Source organism: Pseudomonas sp. B3G-3, from assembly GCF_028640915.1.
GTDB classification, from domain to species: Bacteria; Pseudomonadota; Gammaproteobacteria; order Pseudomonadales; family Pseudomonadaceae; genus Aquipseudomonas; species Aquipseudomonas chlororaphis_I.
This window is the reverse complement of the sequence record NZ_JAQZAB010000137.1, coordinates 196,729-221,153: the sequence shown is the minus strand read 5'-3', so window position 1 is coordinate 221,153 and position 24,425 is coordinate 196,729. Positions and strand designations below refer to the sequence as shown.

Annotated in this window: 17 protein-coding genes; 6 read left to right on the top strand and 11 right to left on the bottom strand. The window is 65.7% G+C overall.

Translation table 11 applies throughout. The features are described 5' to 3' along the window. Positions 1-9: 9 nt before the first annotated feature. From PVZ80_RS33410 to PVZ80_RS33375, 8 genes are all read right to left on the bottom strand, one after another. Positions 10-1,428 carry a DHA2 family efflux MFS transporter permease subunit gene (locus PVZ80_RS33410; RefSeq protein WP_273865104.1) on the bottom strand — a complete coding sequence of 473 codons (1,419 nt, stop codon included), beginning with the start codon at positions 1,426-1,428 and terminating at the stop codon, positions 10-12. Next, complete coding sequence (locus tag PVZ80_RS33405; protein WP_273865103.1) at positions 1,425-2,645, bottom strand: type III PLP-dependent enzyme; 1,221 nt, start codon at positions 2,643-2,645, stop codon at positions 1,425-1,427. Before PVZ80_RS33405 ends, PVZ80_RS33410 begins: the two co-directional genes overlap by 4 nt. Further along, complete coding sequence (locus PVZ80_RS33400; RefSeq protein WP_273865102.1) at positions 2,638-4,437, bottom strand: IucA/IucC family protein; 1,800 nt, start codon at positions 4,435-4,437, stop codon at positions 2,638-2,640. The genes PVZ80_RS33405 and PVZ80_RS33400 overlap by 8 nt, the downstream gene beginning before the upstream one ends. Positions 4,438-4,658: 221 nt before the next feature. Beyond that, positions 4,659-6,035, bottom strand: coding sequence for a diaminobutyrate--2-oxoglutarate transaminase (locus PVZ80_RS33395; protein ID WP_273865101.1), 1,377 nt, complete (start codon positions 6,033-6,035; stop codon positions 4,659-4,661). Positions 6,036-6,397: 362 nt separating this feature from the next. After that, positions 6,398-8,821, bottom strand: a complete 2,424-nt coding sequence (locus PVZ80_RS33390; protein ID WP_273829409.1) for a TonB-dependent receptor — start codon at positions 8,819-8,821, stop codon at positions 6,398-6,400. Positions 8,822-8,889: 68 nt separating this feature from the next. Continuing rightward, positions 8,890-9,864 (bottom strand): FecR domain-containing protein, encoded by a 975-nt coding sequence (locus tag PVZ80_RS33385; protein WP_009049145.1) that lies wholly within the window; start codon positions 9,862-9,864, stop codon positions 8,890-8,892. Beyond that, a complete protein-coding gene (locus PVZ80_RS33380) occupies positions 9,864-10,373 on the bottom strand; it encodes a sigma-70 family RNA polymerase sigma factor (protein ID WP_007925423.1) in 510 nt (169 codons plus the stop codon). The genes PVZ80_RS33385 and PVZ80_RS33380 overlap by 1 nt, the downstream gene beginning before the upstream one ends. Positions 10,374-10,600: 227 nt before the next feature. Then, positions 10,601-12,745 (bottom strand): phosphocholine-specific phospholipase C, encoded by a 2,145-nt coding sequence (locus tag PVZ80_RS33375; RefSeq protein WP_053269125.1) that lies wholly within the window; start codon positions 12,743-12,745, stop codon positions 10,601-10,603. A gap of 289 nt (positions 12,746-13,034) precedes the next feature. On the opposite strand from PVZ80_RS33375, the gene PVZ80_RS33370 reads away from it, so the two are divergent. Next, on the top strand, positions 13,035-15,743 hold the full coding sequence (locus PVZ80_RS33370) for a hypothetical protein (protein WP_273865100.1): 2,709 nt from the start codon (positions 13,035-13,037) through the stop codon (positions 15,741-15,743). 45 nt (positions 15,744-15,788) lie between these two features. Here PVZ80_RS33370 and PVZ80_RS33365 read toward each other — a convergent pair whose 3' ends face one another. Next, a complete protein-coding gene (locus PVZ80_RS33365; protein WP_273865099.1) occupies positions 15,789-16,694 on the bottom strand; it encodes a helix-turn-helix domain-containing protein in 906 nt (301 codons plus the stop codon). A gap of 162 nt (positions 16,695-16,856) precedes the next feature. Between PVZ80_RS33365 and PVZ80_RS33360 the strand changes: the two genes are divergently transcribed. The 4 genes from PVZ80_RS33360 to PVZ80_RS33345 all read left to right on the top strand — a co-directional run bounded on the left by PVZ80_RS33360 (position 16,857) and on the right by PVZ80_RS33345 (position 21,421). After that, a complete protein-coding gene (locus PVZ80_RS33360; RefSeq protein WP_009049149.1) occupies positions 16,857-18,215 on the top strand; it encodes a glutamine synthetase family protein in 1,359 nt (452 codons plus the stop codon). Between the two features lie 255 nt (positions 18,216-18,470). Then, positions 18,471-19,559, top strand: a complete 1,089-nt coding sequence (locus PVZ80_RS33355; protein WP_273865098.1) for a polyamine ABC transporter substrate-binding protein — start codon at positions 18,471-18,473, stop codon at positions 19,557-19,559. Beyond that, a complete protein-coding gene (locus tag PVZ80_RS33350) occupies positions 19,556-20,869 on the top strand; it encodes an NAD(P)/FAD-dependent oxidoreductase (RefSeq protein WP_273865097.1) in 1,314 nt (437 codons plus the stop codon). The genes PVZ80_RS33355 and PVZ80_RS33350 overlap by 4 nt, the downstream gene beginning before the upstream one ends. 246 nt (positions 20,870-21,115) lie before the next feature. Next, entirely contained in the window at positions 21,116-21,421 is a 306-nt protein-coding gene (locus tag PVZ80_RS33345; protein ID WP_053279613.1) for a YceK/YidQ family lipoprotein, read from the top strand. A 206-nt stretch (positions 21,422-21,627) separates the two neighbouring features. Here PVZ80_RS33345 and PVZ80_RS33340 read toward each other — a convergent pair whose 3' ends face one another. Then, positions 21,628-22,395 carry an EAL domain-containing protein gene (locus tag PVZ80_RS33340; RefSeq protein ID WP_273865096.1) on the bottom strand — a complete coding sequence of 256 codons (768 nt, stop codon included), beginning with the start codon at positions 22,393-22,395 and terminating at the stop codon, positions 21,628-21,630. A 249-nt stretch (positions 22,396-22,644) separates the two neighbouring features. Between PVZ80_RS33340 and PVZ80_RS33335 the strand changes: the two genes are divergently transcribed. Next, positions 22,645-23,649 (top strand): AraC family transcriptional regulator, encoded by a 1,005-nt coding sequence (locus PVZ80_RS33335; protein WP_028684076.1) that lies wholly within the window; start codon positions 22,645-22,647, stop codon positions 23,647-23,649. A 135-nt stretch (positions 23,650-23,784) separates the two neighbouring features. On the opposite strand, the gene PVZ80_RS33330 is transcribed toward PVZ80_RS33335, so the two are convergent. After that, positions 23,785-24,309: an SgcJ/EcaC family oxidoreductase gene (locus PVZ80_RS33330; RefSeq protein ID WP_016705169.1), complete on the bottom strand. Its 525-nt coding sequence runs from the start codon at positions 24,307-24,309 to the stop codon at positions 23,785-23,787. Positions 24,310-24,425: the final 116 nt, after the last annotated feature.

Here is a 24,425-nt window from a genome sequence, read left to right as displayed (position 1 = left end):
AAAGAAGGGTTAACGGTGTTCGAGCGCGCCGGGCACTGCCTCGGCGGTCTCGTCGGAAAGGGGAAAACGCCAGGCACAGGGCAGTGCCAGCAGGATCAGCAGGCCGGTGACCACGAACACCTCGCTGATGGCGCCCGACATGCCCGCCTGCTGGGCCTGCAAGCCACCGTCGACGAGGCGGAACTCCAGCCACAGCGAGGCGATGACAATCGCCAGGGACGACACCAGGCGCCGCGAGATGTTGTTCATCGCCGCGCCCTGGGTAACCATCGGCTCGGGCAAGGCATTCAACCCGGCGGTGGTCACCGGCATGTAGGACAGGCCCAGGCCGGCGCCGCGCAGCAGCATCAGCACGAACACCAGGCCAATCGCCGCATCGGCCCGGAGCAGGCCCAGGGCCAGGGTCGACAGGCCGGTCAGCAGCAGGCCGATGGACACCACCAGCCGCGGCCCGTGGCGATCCAGGGCGCTGCCGCCCATGCGCCCGAACAGGCTGGCGAACACCGCGGTGCACAGCAGCGCCAGGCCGGTCCAGAGAGCGCTGTAGCCGAGCACCGTCTGCACCAGCAACGGCAGCAGCACCAGGCACTCGAACATGCCCACCGACTGCACCACGGCGATGATCACGCTCAGGCGATAGCCGCGCAGGGCGAAGATCCGCAGGTTGAGCAGCGGCGCCTCGCGGCGCAGCTCCAGGCGGACAAAGGCCACCAGGCACAGCAGCGCTATCAGCAGCATGCCCAGGTTCATCGGGTCTACCAGCCCGGCGGCATGGTGCAGGCGGCTGATGGCGATCATCAGCAGGCCGATGCCCGAGGCGATCAGCAGGTAGCCGGCCAGGTCGAACGGCTTGCGTTCGGCCGGTTCGGCAGCCGGCAGGACCGCAAGGCCCATCAGCAGCGCGACGACACCGATCGGCACGTTCATCAAGAACAGCGAGCGCCAGCTGAACCACTCCAGCAGCAGGCTGCCGCACAGCGGGCCCACCGCCGGCGCGAGCATCACCGCCGCGCCCCACAGGCCGGTGACCCGGCCGCGCTCGTCCTTGGCGTACACCGAGAAGATGATCGCCAGGGACAGCGGGATCATCAGCCCGCTGGCAACGCCCTGCACCACTCGCGCGGTGATCACCAGGGCGATGGAATCGGCCAGGGCCCCCAACAACGAACCGCCGATAAACAGCGCCACGCCCCACAGGTACAGGCATCGGCGGCCCAGGCGCTGGCTGAGGAAGCTGGTCAGCGGCATGGTCATGCCCATGCTGGTCATGAAGGCCGCGACTATCCAGGTGGCCATCAGCGGGCCGATGGCGAAGGCTTCCATGAACGCCGGCAGCGCCGGGTTCAGCGAGCTGTTGTTGAGGCTGACGGTCAGGGTGCCGAGCAGCACGTTGACCACCACCCAAGCGCGCGGTGCCTTGAAACTCACAGACCGGCTCCTTCGAGCAATTCACCCTGGCGCAGGAAGTGCTGCGCCGGCCGTGGATGGCAGAGGAAATCGGCGTGGGAAATGTTGTAGCCATAGGCCCCGGCCATGGGCAGCACCAGCAGGTCGCCGACGCTGACGCCCCTGAGCGGTTGGGCCCGGCTCAGCACATCCTTGGGCGTGCACAGCTGGCCGACCACGGTCCAGGCCTGCTCCGCGGTGTGCGCCGGCTGCGGCGTGCGCGGCAGGTGAATCAACGGGTGGTTGTGGCTCTGCGCCGCGGGCAGGCGGAACTGGTGGGTGCCGCCGCGGCACACCAGGAAGTGCTCGCCATGGCTGGTCTTGGTGTCCAGCACCTCGATCACGTAGTAACCGCAAAAGGCACTGATAAAGCGCCCCGGCTCGAAGCGCAGGATCGGCGCCTCGCTGCCCTGCTCCGCCAGCCGGCGTTCCAGGTAGCGGCACAGGCGCTGCCAGTCGAACTGCTGGCCACTGAGGTAATCGACGCCGATGCCGCCGCCGACATTCAGGTGGGTCAGCTGCTCGGGGTGCGCCGCCAAGGCCTTCCACAGCGGCCAGCGTTGCAGATAGAAATCCAGCAACTGCTCATGGCGCTCCACCGACTGCTGGTGGGACATGGCGTGCACATGGAAACCCTTGAGGCGCAGATGGCTGGCCCGCTCAACTCTTTGCACGGCCTCGGCCAGCTCCGCCTCGTCGATGCCGAACGGCGTGGCGGTGCCGGCCATGGCCAGCCGGCTCGACTGATTCTGCGGCAACTGCGGGTTGATGCGGATGAATACCGGCTGCACCCGCCCGGCTTCCACGGCCAGGCGTTGCAGGCGCTCGATCTCGTTGAGGCTTTCCAGGTGCACCGCTTCCACCTGCTGGGCCAGGGCCGCGCGCAGGTCGGAATCGAGCTTGCCGGGGCCGGAAAACACATAGGGCTTGCGGGTCGGACAGGCCACCACCCGCTCGATCTCGCCGCCCGAGGAAATCTCGAAACCGCTGACCAGCGGGGCCAGCGCCGCCAGCACCGGCGCCTCGCTGTTGGCCTTGATCGCGTAATACAGCTCGACCCCGGCCGGCAACTCCGCCATCACCCGGCGCACATGGGCCTGCAAGGCATCCAGATCGTAGATAAAGGCCGCCAGCGGGTCGGCACTGCCGGCCCGGGCCTGGTCGATGGCGTTCAGGACTGCCTGGGACAACTCAGCCATAACGGGCCTCCTCGCTCCACGGCGAGCTCAGGTTGACGTAGCCGGCCTGGCGGTCGGCCTTGGCGGCCAGGCGCACCTTGAGGTTGGTCTTGCAGGCAATCGGCTGGCCGGCGATCAGCGCGTCCAGCTCCGGCGCCGGGCGCACCAGCTCGTCGCGGATGCGCCGCAACTGCTGCTCGACCCGTTGCCACATCAGCGGCGCCAGGTGCGGGCGTTCCCAGCTCAGGGCCAGCACCGCTTCCGACAGGTTGTTGATCAGCAGGCAGTAGGTAATGCGGCTCCAGCCCTGCTCGCGGGAATACAGCAGCGACTGGCGCACCCGCGGGTGCAGGCCGACCTCGATCTGCGCCATGCCCAGCTCATCGGTGAGCTTGACCCCCTCGAAGTCCCGCAACAGCAGCTGTTGCGGCTGGCCCTGGTCGTGGATCAGCACGCTGTTCTGCAGGTGCGGCTCCATCACCACGCCGTGGTTGAAGAACAGCGCCAGCACCGGCCGCAGCAGCAGCGCCTGGTACTGGTCGAACCAGTCCACCAGTTGTTCGTCCGCCAGTGGCTGGGCATTGAAGCCTTGCAGGAAGTCATGCACCAGCGGCCGCGAATGGATGTCGCGGGCAAACAGGGTGCCGGCCATCACGCTGCGCTCGGCGCCGGCGCGGCGGCAGAAGTTCTCTCGTAGGATCGCCCCGGTCTGTTCGCGGAACCAGTGGGCATCGGCTTCGCTGGCCTGCAGCGGCGCCCAGCTCATGGAACCCGGCTCGGCCACCGCCGACAGCCCGCCCAAGGTTTCGGCCTGGGTCCGCTGCAGGCGCTGGAACAGCTGGTCGATGATCAGTGTGCTTTCCAGCTCGTACCAGGCGTTCTTGCGCACGCAATTGGTGATGCGCACGTTCAGCGAGCCCTTGATGAAAAAGTCGTGGTCCTCGATGTACCAGGTGCGCATCGACGCCGTCGGGCTGGCGAGCGGCCCAGTCGGCCCGTGGTCGACCACCTCGCCCAGCTCCAGCAGGCGCTGCACGCGGCGGTCCTGCATGAACAGCTCGGCCTGCACCGGGTGCATGCAGATCATCGCGTGCCCCGGACGCGCCCGGCCCTGGTCGGCGAAACCGGCCATCACCTGCGCCTCGCTGAGGCCGCTGGCGGTCACCCGCAAACCCTGGCGCGGCACCTCGAACAGGTGCAGCGCGGTCTCGGCCTGGAATTCCGGGGCGTAGGTTTCCTGGGCCAGGTGCGCCGGCCACAGCCGCGCCTTGGGCGCCGGGTGGTTAGGGTGACCGAACCACAGGCCCTGTTCGCTGGCCAGGTAGCCACTGAGCGGCGCCGGGCCCTGGCCGTCCATGTTGTGGGCGACGATGGCGGCGGTCAGCAATTGGCTTTGCAGCACCTGGTCCAGCAGCTCATCGTTGCTGGCCCGGGTCATGTGTTCGCAGGCGCCGAGCAGTTGCTCGACGAACTCGGCAAAGGCCAGGCAGCGCCAGGTCTCGCCCTCGCGTCGGGCATACACGTCCGACAGGTAACGGTGGCTACCCAAGTGGTCGCGGCGATCGACCATGACAAAGAACTGCTGCTGGTTGGGCAGGTCGATGGTCAGCGGGATGCCCTTCCATTCCAGGCCGTCCAGGTAACTGCCGGGGGCAATGCCCTGCATCTGTGTCGGCCAGCTGTAACTGAGGCAGTTTTCCGGCAAGGCGAACTCTTTGATCAGGCAATTGAGCAAGGCGCGTGTGGTCGCCAGTTCACTGACCATCTTCGATAAAACATGCTTTGATAAAACATCGCGATCTGAATAATTCATAGGTGCTCCACAGTAGCCCGTGCGGTCACTGGCTGCGTAATGTCGCGGCAAATGGTTAGTTGCTCTTCGGCCACACTGAAAAGCCGACAGATACCCGTCGGACGAAATCATCCGCTTACACTTTCAAATAAAACTTTTCATCTGACAGTTTTCTACCAGGAACTTAAAGTGTGAAAAACGACACACTTTTATCGACTTCGGTTAATCCCCGAAACAGCCCTTCAAGAACGGGTCTGCAATAAAGCGTCCGCCACCGCGCGGGTAAAACGCTGGATAACTTGCTGGCACTGTTCGTCGTCGATGACCAGCGGCGGCAACAGGCGAATCACGTTGCCCCGACGTCCGCCACGCTCCAGCAGCAGGCCCTGTTTGAAGCAGTGCTGCTGGATGGCCACGGCCAGGCTCGGGTCCGACGGGAAATGCCCATGGCGGTCGGCCGGCTGGCGCTCGTCGACGATCTCGATGCCCAGCATCAGGCCGCGCCCGCGCACCTGGCCCAGGGCCGGATAGTTCTGTTGCAAGGCCATCAATTGCTCCTTGAGCCACTGCCCGCGGCGCTCGGCCAGGGCCGCGATGTTCTGCTCGCGCAGCACCTGCAGGGTCGCCAGGCCCGCGGCCATGGCCATCTGGTTGCCGCGGAAGGTGCCGGCGTGGTTGCCCGGCTCCCAGGCATCGAACTCGCGCTTGATGCCCAGCACCGCCATCGGCAGGCCGCCGCCCACCGCCTTGGACATGACGATCATGTCCGGCTCGATGCCGGCGTGCTCGAAGGCGAACATCTTGCCGGTGCGGGCAAAACCGGCCTGCACTTCGTCGAGGATCAGCACGATGCCGTGCTTGCGGGTCACCTCGCGGATCGCCCGCAGCCAGCTGGCCGGCGCGCAGTTGACCCCGCCCTCGCCCTGCACGGCCTCGAGAATCACCGCCGCCGGCAAGGACACGCCGCTTTCCACGTCCTCGATGAACTGGGTGAAGTAATGGGTCAGCGCCTCGACCCCGGCCTCGCCGCCGATGCCCAGGGGACAACGGTATTCGTGGGGGTACGGCATGAACTGCACCCCCGGCATCAGGCCGGCGATGGCGTTCTTCGGCGCGGTATTGCCGGTCAGCGCCAGGGCGCCGTGGGTCATGCCGTGGTAGGCCCCGGAGAAACTGATGACGTTGTGCCGCCCGGTGTGGGTCTTGGCCAGTTTCAGCGCCGCTTCCACCGCGTCCGCCCCGGACGGCCCGCAGAATTGCAGGCAGTAGTCGCGCCCCTGGCCCGGCAGCAGGCTGAGCAGGGTTTCGCTGAAGGCGTCCTTGACCACGGTGGTCAGGTCCAGGGTGTGCATGGGCAGGCCCGAGGCCAGGAAGCTGTCGAGGCTGGCCATGATCGCCGGGTGGTTGTGCCCCAGGGCCAGGGTGCCGGCGCCGGCCAGGCAATCCAGGTAGGTCTTGCCTTCGACGTCGGTGACCCAGACCCCGTGTGCCTTGGCGATGGCCAGCGGCAACTTGCGCGGATAACTGCGCACATTGGATTCGAACTTGCCTTGCCGGGCCAGATAGTCGGCATTGGTTTTTTGCAGAGGACTAGTGCGCAATATGCCATCATTCAACATCTGTTCACCCTCGTTAAATTCGACATGCAAATTATTATCATTAATAAAAAGGTGCAACTGCTTATTCGAACTTATTTGGAAATTTACATAGCACTTCCAGGCATAAGTTAAATAGCGCGCGCACGCCAAAAACCAAGTTGATAAACCTGGGAAAAGTCATTAACGATGCCATGAGTTAGCCATGTTATTGCCATCTTCCTGACAACTTCGTTAGTTGCCATTAAATGGCCAATACCTCATTCAAGAGGCCGGCAAGTTCATCATGTAATAACGGGCATACATCCTTCCTCGACCGGGGAACCGGTCATGGCCGATCGATACGGTGGTGCGCCCTTCCCTGTGGCGCTTGTCCGCATCGTTTCTCAGAAACCTACGGTTGCCGAAAGCAACAGGGTCCGTGGCGTCGCCAGGGTCAAGCCCGGCTCGCTGTCGTCCGAGGCCCCGGCCGAACTCCAGTAACGCTTGTCCAGCACGTTCTCGACATTGGCGCGCAAGGTGATGTCCTTGTCGTCGAGCTTGAATGCGTAGCGCGCACCCAGGTCGAAACGCTCCCAGGAGTCGATTTCCTTGCTGTTGGCCTGGTCAAGGTACTGCGAGCTGGAATAGATGCCGCGCGCGGTCAGGGTCAGGCCCTGGACTTTCGGCACATCCCATTCGGCACCCAGGTTGACGTTGTACTTCGGCGTGGCCGGCGCCCGGTTGCCGTCGAAGGTGCCGTTGGTGGTGTCCTTCAGTTCGCTGTCGATGTACATCACCCCGCCCAGCAGGCGGAAGCCCTTGAGCGGCTCGCCGAACACGCTCAACTCGACGCCGTCGTTCTGGCGCTTGCCGTTCGGGCCGAAGACCCGGGTAGTGGCGTTGGTCTCGTAGGCCGGCTGCTTGATGCGGAACACCGCGGCGGTCAGGGCGAACGCCCCGGCGTCGTACTTGGCGCCGGCCTCGACCTGGCGGCTGATGAACGGCGGGAAGATTTCGTCTTCGTTGATCGAGGTCGACGGCGCGATCTTGCCCTGGCTCAGGCCTTCCATGTAGTTGACGTACAGCGACAACTGATCGGTGGCCTTGAACAGCAGGCCACCCGAAGGCGAGACCTTTTCCTCGTCGTAGGCGGTGTCGCCTTTGACGCCGTCGCTCCAGTCGTCGACCTTGACCCGCTGCCAGCGCGCGCCGAGGGTCAGCAGCAGGCGGTCATCGAAGAAGCCCAGGGTGTCGGACAGCGCCACGCCGCTGAAGCGGTTCTCGGTGTAGACCTTGGGGTCCAAACGCGTCGGCCGCGACGGGGTCGGCGTCGGCCGTGGGTTGTAGAGGTTGCTGGGGGATGCGGCATAGCGCGCGCCGCCGTTTTCGAAATCCATGTAGAAGTAGCTGGCCGCCAGGTTGACCTCATGGCTCACCGGGCCGGTATGGAACCAGCTGCGCACGCCCGCCGTGGTGGTGCGCACGTTTTCGTCGCGGGTGAAGTCGCGGGGCTGGACGCTGAAGTCGCCGGCGTCGTTGGTGATCGACACGGCATGACGGAGGAAGTCGTGGTTACTTTTGCGCGCGCCGACGCCGCCGTACAGCATGACCGAATCATTGACGTCGTATTCGGCGTTGACCGTGCCGAAGGTGTCCTTGGTCCGCGCCTTGCTCCAGGACTGCGCATAGTTGTGTCGCACATCGTCGGCGTCCGGCACCTTGGCGTTGGCGCCGATCTGCACCCGCTCCTGGGGCGCGTCGGTATCGCGCTCGGTGTGGCCGATGTCCGTCGACAGGCGCAGGCGTTCGCCACGGAAGTCCAGGCCCAGCACCGCCATCTCGCGGTCGACACTCTGATGATCCCACTTAGTGTCGCCGGACTGCTTGACCGCGTTCAGGCGCACGCCGAACTTGTTGTCCTCGCCGAAGCGTCGGCCGATGTCCACCGCACCGCCGACCTGGCTGTCGGAGGCGTAGCTGCCGGTGAATTCGGTGATGGGCTTGTCGGTGGCGCGCTTGGGCACCACGTTGATCCCGCCGCCGACGCTGCCCCGCGGCGAGATGCCGTTGATCAGCTGGGTCGGGCCCTTGAGGATGTCCACCCGGTCGGCCATTTCCATGTCGATGGTATAGGTCGGCAGCACGCCATACAGGCCGTTGTAGGCGACATCGCTGTTGAACAGGCTGAAGCCGCGGATGGTGAACTGCTCGTAGCGACCGCCCGCCGGGTTGGTGGCGCGCACCGAGGGGTCGCTGGCGATCAGGTCGCCGAGGGTCCGCGCCTGCTGGTTCTTCACCACCTCGCTGGTGTAGGTGGTCATGCTGAACGGCGTTTCCATGAAGTCCTTCGAGCCCAGCAGGCCCTGGGAACCCCGGCGCGCCACCTGGCCGCCGGCGAAGACGTCGCTGTCGGTCGCGCCGCTGGCACCGAGAATCGAGGTCGGCGCCAGTTGCAGGCTGCCGCCTTGCGGCGCCGGGGTGAGGATATAAGCCTGTTCGCCCACCGGTTGCAGTTGCAGGCCGGAACCTTGCAGCAAACGGGCAAAGCCCTCTTCCACCCCGTACTCGCCGGACAGCCCGCTGCTGTTGCGCCCGCTGACCAGCTGCGGGTCCACCGACAGGTTGACTCCCGCCAGACCGGCGAAACGGGTCAGCGCGGCGCTCAGCGGGCCGGCCGGCACCTGATAGCTGCGCCGCGCGGCATCGTCGGCCCAGCTGGCCTGGATGAAGAACGGACTGGAACTGAGGGACAGCATGAGGCCCAAGTGCAACAACGGGCGCAGGCCGGGGGCAACCGGGCGCAAACGGTAAGGCAATACTGCGGGCATGGGAGGAAGCTCTCGTTTTTTGTTCACTTACCTGGAATGACCGGCGAGGCGAAAAAAAGGGACAGGCTTCAGCCAATATTTTTTGGCGGGGTGTTTTTCGGCTGGCTTTTCTGCGGGATCAGCGTCACCCAGTAGCGGGTGCGCGAATGCACTTGCAGCGGCAGGCTGGCGGCCAGCAGCGACAGCACGCGGTCGGTGTTGTCGAGACGGAAGCTGCCGGTGACGCGCAAGGCTTCCAGTTCCGGGTCCCAGCGCAGCAGGCCCGGACGATAACGGCTCAGCTCGCGCAGGAAATCCCCCAGCGGCTGGTTCTGCGCCATCAGCACGCCGTCGCGCCAGCCCGGCAGCTGCGCATCGAAGGCGTCGATCTGCCCGACGCCCTCCGCGCGCAGCCGGACCCGCTGGCCTTCGCGCAACACCAGTTGCGGCCCGAACAAGGGTTGCAGCTGCACCGAGCCGCTGACCACCGACACCCGGCAATCGTGCTCGTTGAGGCGCACGCAGACTTCGCTGCGGCTGACGATGATGCGCCCGTAACGCGCCTGGATGGTCAGCGGCGCGCTGCCCGCCACCTTGAGCGCCATCTCGCCGCGCACCAGGGTCACTTGCCGCGCACCCAGGTCGACGTTGACTGCGCTGGCGGTGTTCAACTGCAAGGAGCTGCCATCGGCCAGGGGCACTGTGCGGTGTTCACCGGTGCCGGTCTGCAGGTCGGCGCGCCATACGTCCAGGGGTAACTGGCGGGTCAGCAGCCAGGCGGTCGGCACCAGTGCGGCGACGCCGAGGGCGCGCTTGAGTACCGCGCGCCGCGACGGCTCGGGACGATCCAGGGTGGCCAGCGCCAGGGCCGACGGCAGCGCGGAGAAACGCTGGCGCAGCTGCTGAGCCTTCTGCCAGGCGCTTTCGTGACGGCTGTTGCTGTTGCGCCAGTGCTGCAAGCGGGCGTGATCGTCGGCGTTGGCCGCGCCGGATTCCAGCAGCGCCAGCCACTGGGCCGCGGCGCGGGCCACTTCGCGGGTTTCGCTGGACGGCGCCGAGCGCATCACAGTTCCACCAGCAGGCAGTGTTCGTAGGCCTGGGCCATGTAGCGCTTGACGGTGCGTTCCGAGACGTCGAGGCGTTCGGCGATCTCGCGGTAGCCCAGCCCTTCCAGCTGGCTCCAGAGAAATGCCCGGCGCACCAGGGGCGGCAGGCCATCGAGCAGTTCGTCGAGGGCTTGCAGGGTTTCCAGCAGCACCCAGCGCTGTTCCGGGGACGGCACGCTGTCTTCGGGCAGGCTGGCCAGCGCGTCCAGGTAGGCCTGTTCGAGTTTGCGCCGGGTATAGAAGTTGCTCAGCAGGCGCTTGCCGACGGTCACCAGGTAGGCCCGCGGCTCGCGCAGGTCGACCAGTTGCTGGGAGCTGGTGAGCACGCGCAGGAAGGTGTCCTGGCTCAGGTCCGCCGCATCCCAGGCGTTGCCCATGCGCTGGCGCAACCAACTCTCGAGCCAGCTTCGATGATCGCGGTACAGGGCATGTAGGCTTTGCTCCGGTGGCGTCGCTGCTTCAATCATGTCAAGAGCCCTGCGCGAAGGATTATTCAAATGAGACTGATTCTAATTAATATTCATAAGGCAAACCAAGTCCTTTCGTGTGATACGCGTCTAGTTTTCATCTGACGGGGAAAATCGGCGGGCGCCCTGGGACCATGATCCCAGGGGCATGCAGCGTTCCAGGCGCAGGGCCTGGTCGGGGCTGGAACAGCGCCCGGCCCCTTGCGGGCCGGGCACGGGTGCGCGGGTTACACGCCCATCAACGGGTCGCTGATGCTGTGGGCACCGGTTTCCAGGCGCCCGGCCAGGCGCCGCAGCCAGCCGCCCTCGGCACGCACGGTCAGGTCGTACCAGCCGCCGCTGGCCTGGCAGGCGAACATCTGGTGGATCTCGCTGCGCCCGGGCACGTCGAAGCGCCATGGCCCCTGATGGGTGTAGGGGCAACGGTCGATGGTGATCGACACCGGCTCCTTGCCCGGGTTGCTCAGGGTCAGCTGCAGGTTGTTGCCGCGGCTGAACATCGACACCTCGGGCTGACGCTCCAGCAGGTTGCCGTGGAAGCTGCGGTGGAAACCGTTGGGCCCCAGCAGCCACAGCTTGTAGCGCCCCGCCGTCTGCCAGCTGTCCTTGAGCTGCTTGCCCGCCTCAACCGTATAGCGCCGGGGAATGTCCAGCAGGTGCAGGCGATCGTAGACATGGAACACCGCGCCCTGCTCCCCGCTGTTCTGCAGGCTCAGGGTCAGGCTCAACGCCTTGCGCTTGGCCTTGGCTTCGACATTCAGCCGATACGGCAAGGCCCGCGACGGCCGGGCCACGCGCTGCTGCTGCGGCAGTTGCTGGCGACTGGCGTCCGGCAGCGGCACCTGGGCCAGTTGTTCCTGGCGCTGGCGCAGCAGGTCCGCGGCCTGGCGGGTGGTGGTGTGCAGCGGCGGGAGGATTTCACTGTTGGGATTGACGAAGTTGAAGGCCGAGGTCAGGTCGCCGCACACCGCGCGGCGCCAGGCACTGATGTTCGGCTCGCGCACGCCGAAGCGCTTCTCGAGAAATTGCAGGACCGAGGTGTGGTCGAACGCCTGGGAGTTGACCCAGCCGCCGCGGCTCCACGGCGACAGCACCAGCATCGGCACCCTAGGGCCCGGGCCGTAGATACCGCCGTCCGGGCGCGGTTGCTGGGTGGTCCCCGGTGGCGCCGGGTGGGTGAACACCTCGCTGTCGAAATCCACCGTCGACTTGCCGGCGAAGCTGCCGTCCAGGCGGCGTGAAGGCGCCGAGGGCGACGGCACATGGTCGAAGAAACCGTCGTTCTCGTCGTAGTTGACCAGCAGCACGGTCTTGCTCCAGACCTCGGGGTTGTCGGTCAGCGCCTTGAGGATTTCCTGGGTGAACCAGCCGCCCTGCACCGGGCTCGACGGCCCCGGGTGCTCGGAATAGGTGGCCGGCGCGACGATCCAGCTGACCTTGGGCAGCTTGCCCTGCTGCACGTCGTTGCGAAACCCCGCGATCATGCCTTCCAGATCGCTGCCGCTGCGGGCCGGCAAGGTGTTGCCATTGCCCTTGTACAGCGGCACCCGGGCATTCAGCGCGTCGCTGTAAGGCACGAAGGCGGTGAAGTCTTCCGGCGGCTGCGCCGGGTTGCCGGCCGCCACGCTGGCGCGGCGGTACTGGCGGAAACCGGCCAGGGGGTTGTCGCCGAAGTTGTCCGGCAGGTACTGGTAGATCTTCCAGCTGACGCCCCGCTCTTCCAGGCGCTCGGGGTAGGTTTTCCAGGTGTAGCCGACGTCCACCGCGCCCGGGCCGTCCCATTCGTTGACCACCGCGGCCACGTTGGCCCCGGTCGGACCATTGGTGCCGGTCCAGTGGAACAGGCGGTTGGGGTTGGTCCCGGCGTGCACCGAACAGTGGTAGGCATCGCACAGGGTGAAGGTGTTGGCCAGGGCGAACTGGAACGGCAGCTCCTGTTCGCGGTAGTAGCCCATGGAGGTGTTGGTCTTGAAGGTCGGCCAGGCGCTCATGCGCCCGCTGCCCCAGGCCGCGTGCTCGTCGATCCACGAATGCGGCGTGCCGTTGACCCGCTGCGCGTTGCCCCGCGAGCTGTCCAGGTGATACGGCAGCACCACGCGCCCGACGCCCTGCTGCTCCCACACCGAACGCTTGCCGGGCAGCGGGATGGTGAAGCGATCGCTGAAACCGCGGACCCCGGGCAAGGTGCCGAAGTAATGGTCGAAGGAGCGGTTTTCCTGCATCAGGATCACCACGTGCTCGACGTCGCGAATGGTGCCGGTGCGGTTGTTGGCGGGGATCGCCAGGGCCTGGCGGATGGAGTCTGGCAGTAAGGTAAAGGCCGATCCGATGGCGGCGGCCTGCATGAGCTTCCTGCGAGTGAGAGTAGGCATACGCGGTTGAATTCCTTGAAGTTACAGGGCGGGAAATAGCGACCCACGCAAAGTAGTGACCTCAAGTAACAGGCAAGTTACACAGCGGTTGCAGGCCGGGGTCAAGGCATTCATTGATCCTGATACAGCCGCATTAACCCTCTAAGCCTATGATTTTTAATTACATTTCTAAATAAAGAATATTTCGTGAACTTCATCCAGAGTTGCTCCTTGTATTCGGAAAAATCTGACGGCGTTCTGCTTTAATCCTATATGCACAATGCCACTATTTGATTTGCAAGGAGCAATCATGGACTCGACCCAGCACTACGAGGGGGAAAGGAAGCGCATCGAGAACCGCCGTGCTGCATTGGGTCTCAAATACCTTCCCGCACCGGACGGCCAGCCCCTCAAGACCTGGGGCCTGGCGCTGTCCGGCGGCGGCATCCGCAGCGCCACCTTTTGCCTGGGGGTGTTGCAGGCGATGGCCCGGGCCAACGCGCCGGAACAGGCCAACCCACGCAAGTCGAGAACAGCGCAAGACAACCTCACCACCACCCTGCTGCCGCGTTTCGACTACCTCTCCACGGTCAGCGGCGGCGGTTATATCGGCAGTTTCTTCTCCAGCCTGTTCATCCCCAATCGCCTGCGCCGCGAGCAGGCCCAGGAGCGCGCCGAAGCCTCGCACCTGTCGCCCGCCCAGCAAGCGGCCAGGACCGCCGCGATCAACGCCTATGAGGTGCTGCACTACGAGCCGCCGGGACGCATCAGCACCGCCATCGACTTTTCCAGCGAAAAAGACATCGGCAAGGGCCCCACCGCCTGGCTCCGGGAGAACGGCCGCTACCTGACCCCGACCGGTTCGGGGGACGCGCTCTACGCCCTGGCGATCACCTGGCGCAACTGGCTGTCGCTGCACTTCGTCATCGGCATGCCGATCGTCCTGCTGCTGTCGTTGCTGATGCTGTTGCAGGTGGAGTACCTGCCCAATCTGTTCCTGCTGCCCGGCGCGGTGTTCATCCTCGGCTTGCTGCCCTGCTGCCTGGCCTATTGGCTGGTGCTGCCGAAAAACAGCCTGAGCAATCCGCCGGCCCTGAGCAACCTGGCGGCCGCGGCCTGCACGGTGATGGCGCTGCTCTTCGTCGGTATCTGGGCGCTGCTGCAACAACCGGACGACAGGCCGAACGTGCGCTACCTGTTCCTCGGGTTCGCCGCCATCGCGCTGCTGGGCATCGTCTACGCCTGGCTGCTGATCTGGCACCTGAAGTACCGGACCCGCAAGGCCAACGACGAAGACGGGATCTTTACCGTGCGCAACTACCGGGTCGAGGTCACCCGGGTGCTGTCGCAGGTCATCATGGCCCTCGGCGCGCTGCTGTTCGCCGCGTTCCTGGTGTCGCTGTCCGAAGCGATCTACCTGCACCTGCAGAGCCTGACCCAGGGCACCGTCGGCATCCTTGCGCTGCTGATCTGGCTGGTGCGCCGCCTGGCGCTGTTGCGCGACGAGAAGAGCCTGCCGGACTGGCTGCGCCTGCTGCCCCTGGAGGTCATGAGCCTGATCGGCGGCCTGCTGTTGCTGGCGGCGGTCTGCCTGGTGTGGATGCTGTTCGTTCTGTGGGTCACCGCCGATGGCGGTATCCGCCTGCAGGAAGACGGCTATGTGCTGCGGCTGGCCGTGCTGGCGGGCGTCGCGGCGGCCCTGACCTGGGTCAGCAGCCGCTTCGTCGGCTTCCTCAATACCTCGTCCTTGCAGTCCTACTACAGCGCCCGCCTGGTTCGCGCCTACATGGGCGCCACCAACGGCAAGCGCTTCGACGGCACGCCCGAGCAACGGCGCAAGCACATGAGCGTGGCCGAGCCGCTGAGCAACGACGACATCAGCGTCGAGCACTACTACGGCACGCCCAGCGCCGGCCCGCTGCACCTGATCAACGTGACCATGAACCTCACGGTCGACCCGGCCGAACAACTGGTGCAGCGCGATCGCAAAGGCAAGCCGCTGTGCCTGGCGCCGGGCAGCGTCAAGGGCGAAGGGAGCTTCATCCTCGACGGCAAGGTCTATCAGCGCGACGTGGACAACATCCCCGCTTCGGAAATCGCCTACCCGCTGACCATCGGCCAATGGATAGGCGTTTCCGGCGCGGCCTTCACCACCGGCCTGGGACGCGCCACCAGCCTCGGCATGTCGCTGCTGCTGGGCCTGGCCAACGTGCGCCTGGGCAACTGGTGGCCCAGCCGCTTTATCGAGGACAGGCCGGAAAAACCCAAGCAGTCCCTGGGCCTGAAGCTGTCGCACTGGCTGCCGACCCAGACCTACCTGTTCTACGAATTGACCGCGCACTTCCATGGCCATCGGCGCGACTATCAGTACCTCTCCGACGGCGGCCACTTCGAGAACACCGCGGCCTACGAACTGCTGCGCGAGGCACGCCAGGTCGAGCTGATCGTGATGTGCGACTGTGGCTGCGACCCCGATTACCAGTTTGACGACCTGAGCAACCTCATCCGCCTGGCGCGCATCGACCATGGCCTGGAGATCAGGGAAGACACGCAGATCGCCGATGACGAGGTGCTGGGCAAGGTGTTCGCGCGCATGGAGTACTTCAAGACCGCGCCTTCGCCGGCGGACCTGCATTGCGCGCTGCTGCTCAACGTCTACGCCTGCACCAAGCCAGACACCCTGATCAGCCGCATCCTGGTGCTCAAGCCACGGCTGATCGCCTCGGTATCGCCGGACGTGCAGAACTACGCGCTGATCAACCAGTCCTTCCCCAACCAGCCCACCGTCGACCAGTTCTTCGACGAAGCGCAGTTCGAGAGCTATCGCAAGCTCGGCTTGAGCATTGGCCAGGAAGTCTTCGGCAATGGGCTCAACGGCAATACCATCGCCCAGGCGCTGTGGCGCTACCTGCGCGAGCACCCTGAGGGAAGCGCGCACGAGGATGACCAGGCCAGGCCGCCGCGGCCGAGCCGCAACGGCCAGCGCCGCCCTTCGGCCGACCGCGATCCCCGCGCATGAGGCGCGAAATGGCGACGCCCCTGCAAGCCCACGGCCAGCGAAACCTCAACGCTGGCCGCGGCGCAGGGTCTCGCTCGGCAGTTCCTTGAACAGCGCGCGGTAGCTGCTGGAGAACCGCCCGAGGTGCCAGAACGACCAGCGCATGGCCACCTCGGCCACGGTGGTTTCGTCCGGGCCGCGGCTGAGCAGTTCGCGGTGCGCGCTGTTCAACCGGCGCAGGCGCAGCCACTGGGTCGGCGCCATGCCGGCGAAGGCCCTGAACGCGCCTTGCAACTGGCGCAGGGAAACCCCGGCCACCTGCGACAGCTCCAGCAGGTTGAGGCTGTCTTCCGGGCCTTCCGCCGCCCATTCCGCGACCCGCTGCATGATCGCCCGCTCCTCGGCGCGCCGGCGCAGGCCGCCGCCGTCCAGGCGCACACAGGCGTTGTCGAGGATAAACAGGCAGTCGTCGAGCAGCTGCTGGGTCAGCGCTTCGCGACTTGGTGGGTCGAGGGTCTGCGACAGGCGCGTCAGGGTCGCGCTGAGCCAGCGGCTGAACAAGGCGTTCTGCCCGCAGTTGAGCGGCGCCAGGAACAGGCCGTCGAGGCGCTGCGCGTCGAGGCCATGGCCGCGGACGAATTCCGGGCCGAACACCACGGCGATTTCCTGGTAGTTCTCCGGGGTGATCCAGATGTTGCGGCTCTCGCCGTTGAGCAGGTACAGGGCGTTGTCGCTGCGATCGAAACAGAACGCCAGGGAGTCCTCGGGCGCGCTGAAATTCTGCTCGACCCGGGTGTTCATGCACTCCTCGTAGATCTGCACCCCTTGCAGGTCCAGGTAACGCACCTGCCCGGCGAAATGCCCGGGCGACATCTGCTGGTAATGCTGCACCCAACCCGGGGTGGCACGGATCTGATCGGCCACATCGAAGGTGTTGAAGGCCTGGACCTGAAGAGCTGTCGACGCTGTCATGAAGGGACCTTGCGCACTCTTTTGGTGCGCTTTGGTGCTACTTAAAGTGGATAGATGGAACCGCAAGGCTTGCCCAAGATAGTCGCCAACGCGCCACAGGGGAAGCCTTGCCGGGCCACCCCAAGCACTGGCGCGTCACCGACAATCATTGACGAGGTCCTTATGAATGCCCCTTTCGATCAGCTGTCTGCCTGGCTGAAAGAACACAAGATTACCGAAGTGGAATGCGTGGTCAGCGACCTGACCGGCATCGCCCGCGGCAAGATAGCGCCCACCAACAAGTTCCTGCATGAGCGAGGCATGCGCCTGCCGGAAAGTGTGCTGTTGCAAACGGTAACCGGGGACTTCGTCGACGACGATATCTACTACGACCTGCTGGACCCGGCCGACATCGACATGGTCTGCCGCCCCGACGCCTCGGGCATTTACCTGGTGCCCTGGGCCATCGAGCCGACCGCCATCGTCATCCACGACACCTTCGACAAGTTCGGCAACCCCATCGAGCTGTCGCCGCGCAACGTGCTGAAAAAAGTCCTGCAGCTGTACGCCGACAAGGGCTGGCAGCCGATCGTCGCGCCGGAAATGGAGTTCTACCTGACCCAGCGCTGCGAAGACCCGGACCTGCCATTGAAGGCGCCGCTGGGCCGCTCCGGCCGGGCCGAGAGCGGGCGCCAGTCGTTCTCCATCGACGCCGCCAACGAATTCGATCCGCTGTTCGAGGACGTCTACGACTGGTGCGAAGCCCAGGGCCTGGACCTCGACACGCTGATCCACGAAGACGGCCCGGCGCAGATGGAAATCAACTTCCGCCACGGCGACGCCCTCGACCTGGCCGACCAGATCACCGTGTTCAAGCGCACCCTGCGCGAGGCCGCGCTCAAGCACAACGTCACCGCCACCTTCATGGCCAAGCCGGTAGCCGACGAGCCCGGCAGCGCCATGCACCTGCACCAGAGCGTGGTCGACAGCGCCACCGGCAAGCCGATCTTCGCCGACGCCGAGGGCCGCATGAGCGAGCTGTTCCGTCATCACATCGGCGGCCTGCAGAAATACATCCCCCAGGTGCTGCCGATGTTCGCGCCCAACGTCAATTCGTTCCGCCGCTTCCTGCCGGACACCTCGGCGCCGGTCAACGTCGAATGGGGCGAAGAGAACCGCACCGTCGGCCTGCGCGTGCCGACTTCCAGCCCGGAAGCCATGCGCGTGGAAAACCGCCTGCCCGGCGCCGACGCCAACCCCTACCTGGCCATCGCCGCCAGCCTGCTGTGCGGTTACCTGGGCATGGTCGAGGGCATCGAGCCGAGCGCCGCGGTGGAAGGCCGGGCCTACGAGCGGCGCAACCTGCGCCTGCCGATCACCATCGAAGACGCCCTGACCCGCATGGAAGAGTGCCCGACCCTCGAGCGCTACCTGGGCAGCAAGTTCGTGCGCGGCTACGTGGCGGTGAAACGCGCCGAGCACGAGAACTTCAAGCGCGTGATCAGCTCCTGGGAACGCGAGTTCCTGTTGCTCAGCGTCTGAGGCTTGCGCGCACTGCTGCGCACACCGTTGTAGCCGCTGCGGAGCGCCAGCGAGGCTGCGCTCGATGGCGCAGCCATCGCCAGACCGTCGCACGCGGTGTACCTGATGCAAGGCGGTTGCCGGGTTTGCGTCGGCTGCGCCGCCGATCGCAGCCTCGCTGGCGCTCGGCAGCGGCTACAGGGCTACAGGGGCTACAGGGGCTACAGGGCTTCATGAATTTGGCAAACCAATAACAACCGCAAAAGGGGTATCGCTATGCGTCTATGGAAATCGGTGGTTCCGCTGGCCCTGACGGTGCTGTTCGGCGCCACGGCCCAGGCTGAATCGAAAGTCAGCGTGTACAACTGGACCGACTATATCGGCGAGACCACCCTCGCCGACTTCCAGGCAAAAACCGGGACCCGGGTGATCTACGACGTCTTCGACTCCAACGAAACCCTGGAAGGCAAGCTGCTGGCCGGCCGCACCGGCTATGACGTGGTGGTGCCGTCCAACCACTTCCTGGCGCGGCAGGTCAAGGCCGGGGCCTTTCTCAAGCTGGACCGCGCGCAGTTGCCGAACTGGCAGAACCTCGACCCGAAACTGCTGGCCCTGCTGGAGCAGAACGACCCCGGCAACCAGTACTCGGTGCCTTACCTGTGGGGCACCAACGGCATCGGCTACAACGTCGACAAGGTCAAGCAGGTGCTGGGCGTCGACAGGATCGATTCCTGGGCGGTGTTCTTCGAACCGGAGAACCTGAAGAAGCTCAGCCAGTGCGGCGTGTCGATGATGGACTCGCCGGACGAAGTGTTCCCGGCGATGCTCAACTACCTGGGCCTGGACCCGCGCAGCGAAAACCCCGCGGACTACAAGAAAGCCGAAGCCAAGCTGCTGGCGATCCGTCCCTACATCACCTACTTCCACTCCTCCAAGTACGTCTCGGACCTGGCCAACGGCAATATCTGCCTGGCCTTCGGTTATTCCGGCGACGTGTTCCAGGCCGCCAATCGCGCCAAGGAAGCCAAGAACGGGGTGAAGATCGCCTATTCGATTCCCAAGGAAGGCAGCAACCTGTGGTTCGACCTGCTGGCGATCCCGGCGGACGCGAGCAACCCCAAGGAGGCTCATGCCTTCATCAACTACCTGCTGGACCCGCAGGTGATCGCCAAGGTCAGCGCCTACGTCGGCTACGCCAACCCCAACCCGGCGTCCCAGCAATTCATGGCCCCTGAGCTGGTGAACAACCCCGAGGTCTACCCACCCCAGGCGGTGCTCGACAAGCTGTACATCTCCAGCACCCAGAGCCCGCAGACCATGCGCCTGATGACCCGCGCCTGGAGCAAAGTGAAGTCCAACAAATGAATCAGCACAGCCACGCGCAACACACCCGCTCCTACTACGCCGCCTCGGCCAACGCGCTGCCGGACTACCCGCCCCTGAACACTGACCTAAATGCAGACCTGAGCGCCGATGTCTGCGTGATCGGCGGCGGTTTCACCGGGGTCAACACCGCCATCGAACTGGCGCAGCGCGGCCTGTCGGTGATCCTCCTGGAAGCCCGGCGCATCGGCTGGGGTGCCAGCGGGCGCAACGGCGGGCAACTGATCCGCGGTATCGGCCACGACGTCAGCGGTTTTGCCCGCTACGTCGGCGCCGAGGGCGTGCGCTACCTGGAGCAGGCCGGCATCGACTCGGTGGCGCTGGTCGGCCAGCGCGTGCGCGAACACGGCATCGACTGCGACCTGCGCTGGGGCTTCTGCGAGCTGGCCAATACCCCGGCGCAGTTCGCGGCGTTCCAGGCCGAGCAGGAGCATCTGGCGGCGCTGGGCTACGTGCATGAAACCCGCCTGGTGGCCCCGCAGGACATGGCCCAGGTGGTGGCCTCGTCGTGCTATGCCGGGGGCCTGGTGGACATGGGGTCCGGGCACCTGCACCCGCTCAACCTGGTGCTCGGCGAGGCCGCCCTGGCCCGGTCGCTGGGGGTGCGGATCTTCGGGCAGAGCCCGGTGCTGGAGCTGATCCACGGCGACAGCGTGCAGGTGCGTTGCGCCAACGGCACGGTGCGCGCCGGCAGCCTGGTGCTGGCCTGCAACGCCCACCTGGATGACCTGGAGCCACGGCTGAGCGGCAAGGTGCTGCCGGCGGGCAGCTACATCGTCGCCACCGAGCCCCTGGCGCCGGCCCTGGCCGCCGAACTGATCCCGCAGAACCTGGCGCTCTGTGACCAGAAGGTCGGCCTCGACTACTACCGGCTCTCGGCGGACCGGCGCCTGCTGTTCGGCGGCGCCTGCCACTACTCCGGGCGCGACCCGGCGGACATCGGCGCCTATATGCGGCCCAAGCTGCTCAAAGTGTTCCCACAGTTGGCGCACGTGGGCATCGACTACCAATGGGGCGGCAAGATCGGCATCACCGCCAACCGCTTCCCCCAGGTCGGGCGCCTGCGCCAGTACCCCAACGTGTATTACGCCCAGGGTTACTCCGGGCACGGGGTCAACGTCACCCACTGGACCGCGCGCCTGCTGGCCGAAGCCATCCACGCCGGCCACAGCCGGGGCCTGGATATCTTCAGCGCAGTGCCGCACATGACCTTCCCCGGCGGCCCGGCCCTGCGCGCGCCGCTGCTGGCGCTGGGCATGCTGTGGCATCGGTTGCGCGAGGTGCTGGGCTAAGGCAGTAACTGCGCAAGCGAATGGACCACCGCTATCACGAGCAAGCTTCGCTCCTACAAAAGCGAGCGCCAGACGCGGACTACCCGGCGCTCCACAAACCTGTAGGAGCCAGCGGGCGGCGACCCGGCTTGCCGGCGATGGCGTCATCGAATGCGCCGCCATCATCCCTGGCAGCTCGCTGCGATCATTGCCACACAGGCTGGCCTGAAACCTCGACCGGTGCGAAGATGCGCGCCGCAAACCGGCTTGCTAAGGAATGGCATCATCAAAGCGCTCACTGCTCTCGTCCTGCTCGGCACACTCGCCCTCTCGGGCTGCGGCACCCTGATGGCCCGTGCCAGCAATCAGTACATCTCCTACGACTTCTACAAAGGCACCCAGCAGAATATCCAGCTGCTGACCATGCGCGGCGCCCGCGGCTACGACGGCTACGCCACGATCTACTGCTGGATGAGCATCGTCTGCCCTCTGGTGGCGGTGGTGAGCCTGCCGGTGGATGCGGCGGTCGATACCGTGCTGCTGCCCTACGACGCCAAGGGCGTTTATTACTGAAGCCGCGTTTGGTCGATAGCGGCATGGGTGAATGGACCACCGCTATCGCGAGCAGGCTTCGCTCCTACAGAAGCGAGTGCCAGATACGGACTACCGGGCGCTCCACAAACCTCTAGGAGCCAGCGGGCGGCGATCCGGCTTGCCAGCGATGGCGATCTCAAATGCGCCGCTGTCATCCCTGGCAAACATCGGCAAACCGTCACCACTCAGCCCGCCACCACAGGCTCGGCCACCACCCCACGCAACCGGCACGGCGCGCCCAGGCGGTCGAGCCGCGGGCGGCCGAACAGGTAGCCCTGCCCCCACTCGCCGCCGCAGGCGGTGGCGAGGGCGCGGTCGGCTTCGCTCTCGATGCCTTCGATGATCACGCAGGGCGCCAGGGTCTTGCACAGCTGCACCAGGTGTTTCAGGGTCTGCACGCTGTTGGGTTCGCTGCGGGCGCGTTGCAGGTAACCTTGGTCGATCTTGACCATGTCGGGGCGGGTCTGGCGGATGAACTCCAGGGTGCCCAGGCCTGCGCCGAAGTCGTCCACCGCCACCCGGCAGCCCAGCTCGCGCAGGCACAGGACAAACTCGATGGCCGCCTCGGGGCTCGGCGGCGTGGCGCTTTCGGTGATTTCGATCACCAGGCGCGCAGCCACCGAAGGCGCGTCGCGCAACTGCGCGAGGGTGGCGGACCAGAACGGATCGATGATCGCGCTCTGCGCCGAGATATTGCAGCCCAGGCGCAGGTGCTCGTCCTCCAGCAGGCGCTCGATCACGCACCCCATCACGCTGCGGTCCAGCTCGCGCATCACCTGATGGCGCTCGAGCATGGCGAACGGGTAGACACCCTTGCCCGGCTGCTCGACATGGCGCAGCAAACCTTCCTGGTACAGCACCCGGTTGGCGTCGGGCAGCCACACCACCGGCTGGAAGGCCAGCGCCAGTCGCCCCTGCGCCAGTTCCCGATAAAAGTCTTTGACGCTTTGCATGACAGATCCGTAGTCGAAGCGGCGACAGCGCGCCGGGTGGGTTGGCCAGGATGCGTCGGCGCGCCCGACGAGATAATGGCTCATTGCCACTTATGATCCCCCCTGCCCGAGCGGCTCGAAAGTGTTCCCGGATACCTTTCGTTTGTCCTCGGAAACACCGCACCGCCCTTTCTCGACTGTGGCCCAGGGTTTATTGCGATCATGCGCCGGCGCCAATGACATCAATTAGCCACCAGTCCAGGAAGTACTATGCACAGAATGACCGGCACCAGTTTCCGGGTGCTTGCCGATGTCCTGACCGATGCCGGCGTCAAGGTCGAGGCCTTGCTCAAGCGCCACGGCAGCAGCCACCAGGAGGCCTGTGAAAACCCCACGGGCGTCAGGCTGGAGCTGGTCTACGCGGTGCTGCAGGACGCCGTGCACCTCTGCGGCAACCCGGACCTCGGCCTGCTGGCGTACACCAAGGCCCACCCGGCCAACCTGGAAGTGCTCGGCTATGCCCTGATGTCCGGCGCCACCCTGGACACCGCGCTGCAACGCCTGGTGGACTATCACTCGCTGGTCAGCAACGGCTTTTACCTGCGCCTGGAGCGCAGCCCCCAGGCTGTCACCCTGATCGGCTTCGACCTCGCCCTCGAACCGGGCCTGGTGCCACGGGCGTTCATCGATGCCGGCGCCGCGCAGACCCTGGGCCTGGTGCACTGGCTGCTGCCCGGGCGCAAGCCGCAACCGCTGGCGGCAAGCTTCACCTACCCGCGGCCGGCGGACACCCGCGCCCTGGAGCGCCTGCTGGGCCCCAACCTGCAGTTCGACGCGCCCTACAACAGCCTGAGCTTCAGCCCGCGCGATTGCGCGACCGCCCTGCCCAGCGCCGACCCGGCCCTGGACGTGCTGCACATGGAATACGCGCGCAGTCGCCTCAAGCTGCTGCTCGATGGCTCGATGACCGCGCAGGTAAGGCGGGTACTGTCCGAACGCCTGGCCCAGGGCGGGCCCAGCGACCTGCGGCATATCGCGCAGTTGGTGGGGGTCAGTAGCCGCAGCCTGCAACGGCGCCTGGGCAGCGAGGACATGCACTTCTCGGCCCTGCTCGACGAGGCACGGCTGATGCTCGCCCACAGTTTCCTGCGCAACTCGGCGCGCAGCGTCAAGTACATCGGCGCCCTGCTCGGCTTTCGCGACCAGAGCAGCTTTCACAAGGCCTGCCGTCGCTGGTTCGGCATGACCCCGGGGCGTTATCGCCAGGAAGGCTGAACACAAACGACCAAACAAAAACTGTAGGAGCGAGCTTGCTCGCGATGGACGTTAACGATTGCGCATACCGACTGGATGAACGCGGCGCTCTTGAGTCCATCGCGAGCAAGCTCGCTCCTACAGGGGGGGCAGGATTCAGCGATGGCTGGCCTGCAATGGCGGCTGCGCCTGGGGCATGGCCGAAGAGTGGTGGTTGAGGATCTTCCACTGGCCGTCGATGCGCTCGTAGAGGAAGGTGTAGCGCGCCTGCACCTGGCGGGTCGCGCCACCGGCCTCGTGCAGGGTGAAGGTGTAGACGCCGCTGTCCATGGCCGCGTCCGGGCCCAGGTGGCGGATTTCCCGGTAGTTGATCTGGCCCACCGGCTTGCCCGCGAGGAAATGCTCGAAGTAATCCTGGATCTGCGCCGGGGTGGTGCGCACCTGATTCGATACGGTTGGCTGAAGGATCGCGTCGGCGGCGTAAAGACTGGTTACGTTTTTTGCGCTGCCGGTTTGCAGGGCCGCGTTCCAGCGATCGAACAGGCCGGCGATCTCCCGGTCGCCCTGGTTCTGCGGCTGCGCGGCGACGGTGCGGTACACATAAGGCGTGGCGTCCAGGGCCTGGGCCAGGGGCGCGGTCAGGGCCAGCAACAGGGCAATGGCGGTGGTTGGCAGTTTCATCGGAAGGCTCCAGTGGGTTTCAATGCGCCCACTTTGCCCACCCGGCACAACCTCGCCATCGGCCAACCGGTGCCGGCGGCCTATGCCATTCGGCAGATAGGCCCACAGCCGGCAAG